A 10,289-nucleotide genomic window follows, 5' to 3' on the forward strand; every position below is an offset into this window, starting at 1 on the left:
AGGATGCTTCAACACGTAGATGTTTTTTGTTCTTACTCACAATTTAATTCTAACATACCACAGGGATTAAAATCCCTCGTGCCGTTTCCCTCTCAGGTCTAAAGACGCGCTCGTTTCCCACTTACCGCGAGGTCTTATGAAGCTTAAAAATTACCCATGAATTGGAACCATAACTTTGCCAATTTCTATTGGAAGCATAAGTTTGCCGTCGCGGCAAAGTTATGGGTAAAGTCACAGAAAGCTAAACTTGAAAATATTATAATCTAATGGAGCTAAGCGGATTCGAACCGCTGACCCCCTCAATGCCATTGAGGTGCGCTACCAACTGCGCTATAACCCCGAAATTCCAATGCAGTAAGCTTTTCGGCTTATTGGTTAGTTCTTTTATTTGTCTCTTTTGTGATTATACATTAATCTATGTCAATTCAGTCAAGAAAGTTATATTAAGAAATATTAAGCAGCAAATTAACCTTGACACCGATAAACCAAAACAAAAAAAATAGATGTGGTTTTCAACCTAATTAATCTCCAACCGCCTAGAATCATGCTGGAGAACATGAAAAAAAGGCTAGTACCGCAGTGCGGAATTAAAAATTAAAAATTAAAAATTAAAAAAGCAGATTACACAAGCTTTTGTCAAATTTTTAATGGTTGATTGACTTACGCCATTGTGTACTAGGGAAATGTTTATTTGATAGCTGAATGCTGACAGTTACGCAATAGGACTGCTATAGTAATTTAATCATATTTTTGCAAATACTTATGGCAGCAAATAAATTCTTGAAAAATATCATTATTAAACTACTGACTGGGGGATCAAAACCAGAGTATGCTCCACAGACTAGTCAACTAACTTTAGCAGATGCGATCGCCAAAATTGACGGGCTTTTTGATTGTGAGGCTGTTTTAAAAGAATTTGATGCAGATGCTACCATATCTTACTACACCCAAAGCGAGTGGGGTTATCAAATCTATCACTCTGGACAAGATGCTATCCACATGGCATTAAACCCTGATGGTATATTTGATCCAGATGGTTATTATGCTCAACCACGAGTAGTTGCTGAACAAATTCGTAAACTTGATGCCAAGACCGTTTTAGAATTAGGATGTGGTAAAGGATTTAATAGCTGTTTTTTAGCCCAGCAGTATCCAGAAGTACATTTCACTGGCATTGATTTAACACCATCGCATATTAAAATAGCACGTCGCAAAGCCGATAAATTTGCTAATCTATCTTTTCAAGAAGGTAACTTTAATCGCCTAAACTTTTTAGATCAATCCTTTGATATTGTTTTTGCCTTTGAGTGTTTATGTCACGCCTCTGAAGCAGAAACACCACTGGCAGAAATTTTTCGGGTGCTGCGTCCAGGTGGACAATTAATTATCTTCGATGGTTATCGTAAAATTAAGTTTACACAACTCCCTAAATTACTGCAAACCGCAACTCAACTTGTAGAAATATCAATGGCAGTTCGTCATGGATTTTCAGAAATTAATGATTGGAATGCTATCGTCCAGTCAATTGGCTTTCAAATTCAAACTATTGAAGATATTTCTTTAGCAATTCAGCCGACATTATTAAAATTACAAAAATTATCCTGGAAACTTTTTTCCTTGTCTTGGCAAGTGAAAATACTTATTTATTTGTTACCTAAATATTTAATTAGAAATTCAATCGCTGGTCTTTTAATGCCTTTTACTGTCAGTCCTAAAGGGGAAGCTTTTGGATATTATAAATTAATCTTAGAACGACCTTTAGAAGAGAGTTAAACTCGATGAATTTGAACTTTGAGCGCAGATAATTCCTGCGCCCCTACAATTTCCTAATATTGCGGCACAGAAGGATCAACTAAAATCGAATAAGCGGAAATTCCACCCTTAATATTTTTAACATTTGTAAATCCTTGAGTAACTAACCACCCACACATCTGAGCAGAGCGGATACCATGATGACAGAGAACAAGAGTTTCTGCATGAATATCAAAGCGGATAGGCACTTGTTCACTCCATTGCTCATATTCACTCAAAGGAAGATTGACAAAACCATCTAGCCGTGATAAAGCAATTTCCTGGGGTTCACGCACATCTATTAACTGAAGCGTTCCTTCATTACTGGAAAGACGTTTGGCTAGTTCCTCAACAGTAATTTCGGAAAAGGGTTGATCAAATGATGTATTTGTCATGCAGTTTTTCTAAAAAATCCTATACTATTCATGTTTGCAGAAAAACTAAAAAATATAAAGAATGTGAACAGTCAACACTTAACAAAAAATATTAAACTTGGTTTCCTTATAGCTGGCATAATCACGCTTGTGCTAGTTTGTGTAGCTAAATTCTCCTGGTTTTCGGGGAAAAGTCCAGTTAGTCTTGTCGTTCGCAACTCTCAACCCGCTGCGGCTATATTTGTCTCCAAGTCTTCACCAGCAATGGTATCATTATTGGTCAATCCCGACGGGTTACAGACAATAGCAGCAAAAGGAGAATTTTCTCAACTCAAAAATAGTCTATTGGCAAAAAATAATATAGATTATTCAAATGATCTTAAACCCTGGTTGGGTGATGAAATTACCCTAGCTGCAACTACCATAGATATAGACCGTGATCCAGACAACGGACTACAAACCGGGTATTTAATGGCACTTGCAACTACAAAACCAGAGAAAAGCCGTGAGTTTTTGGAATTATTATTTTCTAACCGGGCTTTTAGTGGGACTAATTTAGGAATTGAACGTTACAAAGGTGTCAAGGTTATTTCTGATCATCCCGAATATGCACCAGACTTAAAAACCCAAAATAGTTTAGCAGGTGCAGTTGTTAATAATTTTGTTTTGCTGGCTAATCATCCTCAAGTTATCAAAGAAGCAATTAATAATTTACAAGCACCAGATTTAAACTTAATTAGTTCTCTAGAATATCAAAAAGCTACTCAACAAATCTCTAAAAATGCTGTAGCTGTAACTTTCTTGAATTTACCAGAAGTTGGTAAATGGCAAGGATTAGAATTGGCAGAATCAACTTATAATAGCCAAATTCTCTCCTTCGTTTTAAATTCCCAAGGGTTGCTCACAGAAAGTACATTTTTAACAAATTCCCCAGTTGTACCTTCATCTTTACCCCTATCTCAATCTGTAGGAGCATTACAGTATATTCCAGAATCAACAGCTTTAGCGATCGCTGGCACAAATTTGAATAAATTAGGTAATAGCGATATAGCAAAACTGTGGAAACAAGTAACAGCAAGCATTTACGGTTCTAGTGAAGAAGGTATTTCTCGATTACTACAACCCTTAGTAAAAATCCAAAACAATTGGAATTTAAACTTTAGCGAAGATATTTTCAATTGGATAACGGGAGAATACGCCTTAGCCTTATTACCCAATTCAGAAAATACAACCCCTCATTGGTTATTTGTTATCGAAAAAACCCCAGAATTAGCAGCAGGAATCACACATTTAAATAATATTGCCAGTAGAAGTGGTTTTAACCTTAGTTCCCTAACTTTAGATCAACAAAAAATAGCAGCTTGGACAAAAATTACAGCCACAAGTGAAAATAACACATCTATTAATGTGGACACAAAAGTTAAAGGAGTGCATACAACCTTAGATAATTATGAAATTTTCAGTTCTGATTTAAAGACGCTAACAGCAGTTTTGAGTCAAAAGCAAAAATCTCTCCTAGAAAATCCCCAATTTAAAAATAGTATTGCGACAATTCCCCAACCCAACCAAGGGTATATTTATCTAGACTGGGAAAATAGTCAAAATCTTCTCAAACGTCAATTACCTTTGATAAAATTTGCAGAAGTATTGGGTAAGCCACTTTTTGATAATTTAAAATCCCTGACAGTGAGTAGTTATAGCAGCGAACCAGGAACACTCAAAAGCGGAGTATTCTTACAACTGCATTAACAAATCAGAATTAACTCCACTTTAACAGTCCAGAAGCCTTAGATACTAAGGCATAGATGATTTAGTCCCCAATCACCAATTACCAATTACCAATTACCAATTACCAATTACCAATTACCAATTACCAATTACCAATCCCTAATTACCAAGTCACGATAATATGAGAGAGTAGCTTGTTGTGCTATCAAGGGTACTATCTCAATGTTCTCTAGACTCCGTACCGATTTTCGCATCATCTTTGAACGTGACCCCGCAGCCCGGAATTGGTTGGAGGTTTTGTTTTGCTATCCAGGTTTGCAAGCCCTAGTTTTCCACCGCTTTGCACACTGGTTGCGTCGTCTTGGTCTTCCCTTTTTCCCCCGCTTGATTTCTCACATTGCCCGGTTTTTAACAGGTGTAGAAATTCACCCAGGGGCTACAATTGGTGAAGGTGTATTTATTGATCACGGAATGGGAGTAGTAATTGGGGAAACAGCCATTATCGGTAACTACGCCCTAATTTATCAAGGTGTCACCCTGGGGGGAACAGGTAAAGAAAGCGGTAAACGTCACCCCACATTAGGCGAAAATGTCGTCGTTGGTGCCGGTGCAAAAGTTTTAGGAAATATCGAAATTGGTGATAATGTCCGCATTGGTGCAGGTTCAGTGGTGTTGAGAGATGTACCATCTAGTTGTACCGTTGTCGGTGTTCCTGGTCGCATTATCTACCGTTCAGGAGTCCGGGTTGCACCTCTAGAACACAGCAATTTACCAGACTCAGAAGCCCAAGTAATTCGCACCTTAGTTGACCGTATTGAAGCCTTAGAAGCACAAATTCAAGCTTTACAAACTCCCGCCAAAACTCCGGTTTTAGTGGGTAAATTCTTTCCAGAAGATGAATTACCAAAAGAACACAATTTTTGTAATATCAGAGATAAACAGATTCAAGAATTTTTTGATGGTGCGGGAATTTAAAAAACCAAAAATCAAAATTATGGGTTTATTGCTTCAGTCAACCATTCTTGGTTTTCATTGTAGTAGTAAACCCATCTATTTTGTGGTTCACCCCGCAATTCTAAATGATCTACTTTTACTGGTTCAAGTAATAATAAACAAAAATTTTCTAATGGTTCAATATTGTCTGGTGCTGGTGGTATAAAAGCTTCTGGTGTTTGTATTCTCATGTCAGCAGGAGTAGGCCAAGCAAATTGTAACCTAGCTGCATCACTTAATTCTTGCCACATTTTGATTCTTGCTGGTTGCAAATTGGGGTGAGAATTAGCAGTAATTAAAGTTAATTTTCCAGTAATCCGAAATTGTTCTCTGGTGTTAGGAAAATACCAGCAAATTTCCGCTGCTGGTTGTTTTGATATTTGTTCAGCTTTTTCACTACGAATATCGGTAATAAATTTTAGCTGATTGGTATCGTCTAGAAAGCCGCGAAACACGACGGTACGATTAGCAGGAAAACCATTTTCTCGCACTGTTGCTAATTGCACATAGCGGGAATAAACGAGGCTGCGGTTTTGATGAAGGGCGCGGGTAATAAGACTTCGCCAAGGTGCTAATGACATTATTATTACTGTAATATTTTGGTAATTTGACTTTTATTTGTTTGTTATATAATTTTAATTTAAAATCTACTATTTTTGAGATCCCCGACTTCTATCAATATAGAATAAATCATTGAATTATCTTGAAAATTCGGGGATCTGAACAGTAATAAATTAATCTTGCACTTGACTTAACCAACTTTGTAAATGTTTTTATGGTCATTAAATACAAAAATGTTACATATTATATAAAATATTACAAAGTGGTAAATTTAGCAATCTTCCATACTACAACTACTTGGCGTATAGTCTTAGTCTTTACCTCTTATTTAGAGGTAGCATCCCAAATGTGTAAGTTTATTTTTTTATTGAGTCCAAGACATGAAATAAACGAACCACGAAGAAACGAAAGACACGAAGGAAAGAAAGTTTTAGAGAGATTTTGCAGTGGACAAGTTTATTTTTTCAAAATTGGGATGCTCCCTATTGAGATTGTACAATCATAGCAAGTTTGTATCTTACATCAACTTGGCGTATAGTCTTAGTCTGTTAGTCAGCAACAGGACTTTATTATGGTTCAAGAACTGGAACGTAAACGCCAGAGTGCATCTTTTCCCGAAACTGCCCCAGCAGCCAATCCTGTGTTTTTTAGAACTTACAGCCGTCGTACACCAGCCGGGTTAAGAGAGTTCTGGGATGAAGTATGCGATCGCACTTTACGAGGTTTAGTTGAACAAAACTTATCCTTAGTTTCAGGAGATATGTAAATGAATAGTGCTGAAAAATTAGTCTTGATTTCTGAACTTGTCCAACTTGGCATTAAACATACCCCTGAAAAAATAGTCAAGATTGCTAAACAAGATGATGGCAAAATAGTCTTTTTAGAAGAAGGAAAACCTGGTAAAAGAGGAAGTGGACTATTACACATTTTGGATAAACATCAAGAAGACTTTGCCAAACGTGGAATTTCTGAAGATGAAATTGCCGATGTTGTTATGGCTGCTGTAATCAGTGGAATGTTTCTTGCTTATCAAGGAACAGTAGAACCTCGAAGAAAAATCTATGAAGTAAACTTTAATGGAAAAAAGCAGTATATAGCAGTGACAGTAGGCGATAATGGTTATATAGTTGGAGCTAATCCAGCCTCATTACCATAATTCCACCGTAGTAGCTATGGCAATAAAAATTAAACTAATGGCTGATTATGGGTGCGACCCTTTATGGTGGGCAGATGCTGACAAAGTTGGTAACATTGACCCAGCCAAACTGCCCCTCAGCCAAGAAACCATTAACCATTTGAGAAAATGGGCAACTGCTTATAATGCCACATTAAATTGGCAAGATCCTGGTAATTCACCTGATTTGAGTCCAGAAGCAGCAGCAGCTTTTGAACAAGAAGGGATTAGTTTGTGGAAACAACTGCAAAAAGAACTTGCACCTAATTATGAGGTTATCTATTTCAGTGAGCAATTAAATCAAGTTGTAACTAATACAAATGAATTGGCATCTTTACTGACTATCTCTGCTTGATGAATAGTCAACGCAAAAATTACACAAACAGCATTATTACACAGATAGCCTATTCTACGAAAACTGACAGATAAAAAGTTGAGATTCTAATACCCTGATAATGCACTGTCAGGGTCTTATACTTAACCTAAAAACAAAAATATAGTTATAATTGGCACAGACTAAGCTATAGCGCAAAGTAGTAAAATTTTCAATCTTTAATCTTAAATCTACTTGGCGTATAGTCATAGTTTGTCCATAAGCAATCATACTTCATCATGGTTCGAGAACTTGAACGTCAACGTCAGGGTGCAACTTTTCCAGAATCTGCTCCAGCAGCCAATCCAGTGTTTTTTAGAACCTACAGCCGTCGGACAGATGCAGGTTTGAGAGAAACATGGGATCAGGTGTGCGATCGCACTTTACGCGGTTTAGTAGAACTGGGAAAACTCACCCGTGAAGAAGCTGCCATTTTAGACAAGATGCAGCGAAACATGAAATCCCTCCCCAGTGGGCGCTGGATGTGGGTTGGTGGTACAAATTGGTTAACCAAACCCAAAAACTTCTCCGGTGCTTATAACTGCACCTCTACCAACCTTATAGACTGGAGTGCCTTTGGATTGATGATGGACCTAGCCATGATGGGCTGTGGTACAGGTGCGATCATCGAACCACAGTATATTAATCAACTTCCCCCTATCCGTAATCGCCTCAATATCACCATCACAGGTGAAATTGGCAGCACACCCCAAGCACAGCGTCGTGAATTTACACAAACCCATATAGAAGCTAACACCGCTACTATCCACGTTGGAGACAGCCGGGAAGGTTGGGTAAAATCCTATCAAACTCTTTTAGAACTTTCTACAGATGAACGCTTTACAGGTGACGTTCAGGTAATTGTTGATATTAGCGATGTGCGCCAATCTGGGGAAACCCTCAAAGGCTTTGGCGGCATGGCTAATCCTGTGAAATTACCTGGATTGTATCAGCGTTGCGCCTCTATTCTCAATAAGGCAATAGGCAGACAATTAAACTCAGTTGAATGCTGCTTATTAATTGATGAAGCTGCTGTCACTATTGTTGCTGGCAATATCCGCAGAAGCGCGGGTATGAGACAATTCATTTCTGAAGATGAACAAGGCGCAACTGCTAAAGATAACTTATGGCAACAAGACGCAGAAGGTAACTGGCGTATAGATCCAGAACGCGATTCTCTGAGAATGGCCAACCATAGCCGAGTCTTTCACCACAAACCAACCTTAGAAGAATCCATTGCTGCTGTACGTAAACAATATTACAGTGGTGAAGGAGCAATTCAATGGGCTGGTGAAGCAGTTGCTAGAGCTAATGCTGATTTATTAAATACACCAGAAATCAAAAAAGACTTTTTGCAAGCTTACGAGCAAGGAAAAGCCGGACAATGGATAAAAAAATACTATCCTGAAGTTGGTACTGATGAAGTAGAACATCGTTTGGGTAGATATGGATTAAACCCGTGTGGTATTTTATAATACTTGCCTCACGTATAAAAATCAGGCAAAATCGGTGAAAGCTGAGAACAAAGTCGTCTTTTAGATAAATTTGTAAGTTTTCTACAAACTTATATAACAAGATTTACTTGCTAATACCGAGGTAACTGGACACCACCAGCACCGTAGAGCGTAGGGGATGAGCGATAAGGAAGCGATAACTCCCCCAAGAGTGCCTGACGCTACAAAGCGAAAATGTACGCCGAGCTTGATTGAATTAAGTTGTTACAACTTGTGACAACCTCGAAAATCAAGAACTAGAGGATAAAAAGCCTTTAGGATAACAAAACTGGAGATTATTGGTGCTGACTTCCACTGTAATTTGGCTGAGGTACACTTAAACCAACTCGACCCGGACAACTATAAAGAACAAAAAGAGGCATTTACCGCTGGTGCGCTTTCCGTCGTCGCCCTGTTAAATCACAAATTTCTCGAACCCCGCTATCAATACAGCCGGGAACTTGATCCCATTGTCGGTGTATCATTTACCGGTTTATTTGACTTCTTTGTTCATGCTTTTGGGACAGATTGGTTACGGTGGTGGGAAGCAGGAAGACCCGAAACTCCTGAAGGACTGATTTTTAAACGTGGTGAACAAAAATATCTCAACTTCTGGAAAGATGTCGTTCATAAAGTAGTGTGGGAATATTGCGATCGCCATCAGATCAAACGCCCCAACCGGTGTACTACCGTGCAACCAGCCGGCACCAAATCCCTCTTAACAGGGGCATCTCCCGGTTGGCATCCCCCCAAAGCTCAAAGATTCATTCGTCGGATTACCTTTGGCAAAAATGACCCCGTAGCCCTAGCTTGTATAGATTATGGTTACAACGTCATCCCTTCCCAATCTGACAAAGATGAAAACGGCAACTTACTTAATGATCCTTTTGATCCTCGCTGTACAGAATGGTTAGTAGAAATACCCGTCGCTGTATCTTGGGCTGATTTACCCGGTGCTGATGTCATTGATGTATCTCAGTTTTCCGTTTTAGCCCAACTAGATTTTGTGATGCAAGTCCAAAGTCATTACGTCACCCATAACACCTCTGCTACCTTAGAACTCCGTTCTGAGGAAGTTGAATTATTGGGAACACGCATCTATGAAGCTATCCAAAATGATGAAGGCTATATTTCTGCCGCGCTGTTAGCCCGGTTTGACGATTTGCAATCATTCCCCCGTCTTCCCTTTGAACCCATAGACAAAGCCACTTATGAACGCTTATCTAAAGAAGTCAAAGCCCGACGCAGAACAGATGATTTCTGTGGGGCGCTAAGTCGTTACGACTTGGGAGAATTATCAGAAGCAGGACCCAGTGGTTGCGACTCTGATAAGTGTATGTTCCCAGAACAGCCACCCACATCATAAAATCCGTTTTCAAAGAAACAAGAATCCCCCTCCCTCCATAGGGCGGGGACTATCAGCAAGCCCTAAATAATTGCTTGTTAACTCACCCAGCATATAGTACATTAGTACCTAATACAAGAGAAATCCCCCATTCTTGAAGGTGAGGCTTTATTGACTATCAGATTTTGTTAAAATCGCATTCACCAAATAGAACGAAAGGCACGGAAGCCACTTGGCAATACAGCACTTCCCGGTGTTATGAGGTACATATCTAGCGGGCAAGATGCCCGCACTACAAGAGTTTCATGATTCAACTTTGTACCTCATAAGAGCGGAAACCGCTGTAGATGCGTGGAGGAAGTGCCAACGGCAAATTTATTCGCCGTGACATGATAGAATTAATTAGCAAGCAGATCCACGCTCATTGACTGTCCTCAGTGGTTAAATTAGATAATAG

The 10,289-nt window shown here is 38.9% G+C and carries 8 protein-coding genes, 1 tRNA gene and 2 pseudogenes; 8 read left to right on the forward strand and 3 right to left on the reverse strand.

Translation table 11 applies throughout. The features are described from left to right. Nucleotides 1-267: 267 nt before the first annotated feature. Nucleotides 268-340 (reverse strand) — tRNA-Ala (locus PN450_RS18110). A 422-nt stretch (nucleotides 341-762) separates the two neighbouring features. Between PN450_RS18110 and PN450_RS18115 the strand changes: the two genes are divergently transcribed. Beyond that, entirely contained in the window at nucleotides 763-1,773 is a 1,011-nt protein-coding gene (locus PN450_RS18115) for a class I SAM-dependent methyltransferase (RefSeq protein WP_213714286.1), read from the forward strand. A gap of 53 nt (nucleotides 1,774-1,826) precedes the next feature. Here the strand turns inward: PN450_RS18115 and PN450_RS18120 are convergent, their stop codons facing one another. After that, nucleotides 1,827-2,186, reverse strand: a complete 360-nt coding sequence (locus PN450_RS18120) for a rhodanese-like domain-containing protein (RefSeq protein ID WP_015080560.1) — start codon at nucleotides 2,184-2,186, stop codon at nucleotides 1,827-1,829. Nucleotides 2,187-2,216: 30 nt separating this feature from the next. Here PN450_RS18120 and PN450_RS18125 point away from each other — a divergent pair, with 30 nt between their 5' ends. Next, nucleotides 2,217-3,914 (forward strand): DUF3352 domain-containing protein, encoded by a 1,698-nt coding sequence (locus PN450_RS18125; protein WP_271837124.1) that lies wholly within the window; start codon nucleotides 2,217-2,219, stop codon nucleotides 3,912-3,914. Nucleotides 3,915-4,115: 201 nt separating this feature from the next. Further along, nucleotides 4,116-4,868: a serine O-acetyltransferase gene (gene cysE, locus PN450_RS18130; protein WP_148764032.1), complete on the forward strand. Its 753-nt coding sequence runs from the start codon at nucleotides 4,116-4,118 to the stop codon at nucleotides 4,866-4,868. Nucleotides 4,869-4,885: 17 nt separating this feature from the next. Here the strand turns inward: cysE and PN450_RS18135 are convergent, their stop codons facing one another. After that, nucleotides 4,886-5,467 carry an Npun_F5749 family FMN-dependent PPOX-type flavoprotein gene (locus PN450_RS18135; protein WP_271837125.1) on the reverse strand — a complete coding sequence of 194 codons (582 nt, stop codon included), beginning with the start codon at nucleotides 5,465-5,467 and terminating at the stop codon, nucleotides 4,886-4,888. Nucleotides 5,468-6,018: 551 nt separating this feature from the next. Here PN450_RS18135 and PN450_RS18140 point away from each other — a divergent pair. The 5 genes and pseudogenes from PN450_RS18140 to nrdJ (PN450_RS18160) form a co-directional block, all read left to right on the forward strand. Beyond that, nucleotides 6,019-6,213 carry a hypothetical protein gene (locus tag PN450_RS18140; protein ID WP_271837126.1) on the forward strand — a complete coding sequence of 65 codons (195 nt, stop codon included), beginning with the start codon at nucleotides 6,019-6,021 and terminating at the stop codon, nucleotides 6,211-6,213. Continuing rightward, a complete protein-coding gene (locus PN450_RS18145; protein WP_271837127.1) occupies nucleotides 6,214-6,603 on the forward strand; it encodes a hypothetical protein in 390 nt (129 codons plus the stop codon). A 16-nt stretch (nucleotides 6,604-6,619) separates the two neighbouring features. Continuing rightward, nucleotides 6,620-6,976, forward strand: coding sequence for a hypothetical protein (locus tag PN450_RS18150; protein WP_015080565.1), 357 nt, complete (start codon nucleotides 6,620-6,622; stop codon nucleotides 6,974-6,976). Between the two features lie 257 nt (nucleotides 6,977-7,233). Then, a pseudogene (gene nrdJ, locus PN450_RS18155) lies at nucleotides 7,234-8,460 on the forward strand (ribonucleoside-triphosphate reductase, adenosylcobalamin-dependent); the annotation flags it as partial. Between the two features lie 319 nt (nucleotides 8,461-8,779). Next, nucleotides 8,780-9,853, forward strand: a pseudogene (nrdJ, locus tag PN450_RS18160) (ribonucleoside-triphosphate reductase, adenosylcobalamin-dependent); the annotation flags it as partial. Nucleotides 9,854-10,289 lie beyond the last annotated feature (436 nt).

The organism is Dolichospermum lemmermannii CS-548 (assembly GCF_028330815.1).
Taxonomy (GTDB): Bacteria; Cyanobacteriota; Cyanobacteriia; order Cyanobacteriales; family Nostocaceae; genus Dolichospermum; species Dolichospermum lemmermannii.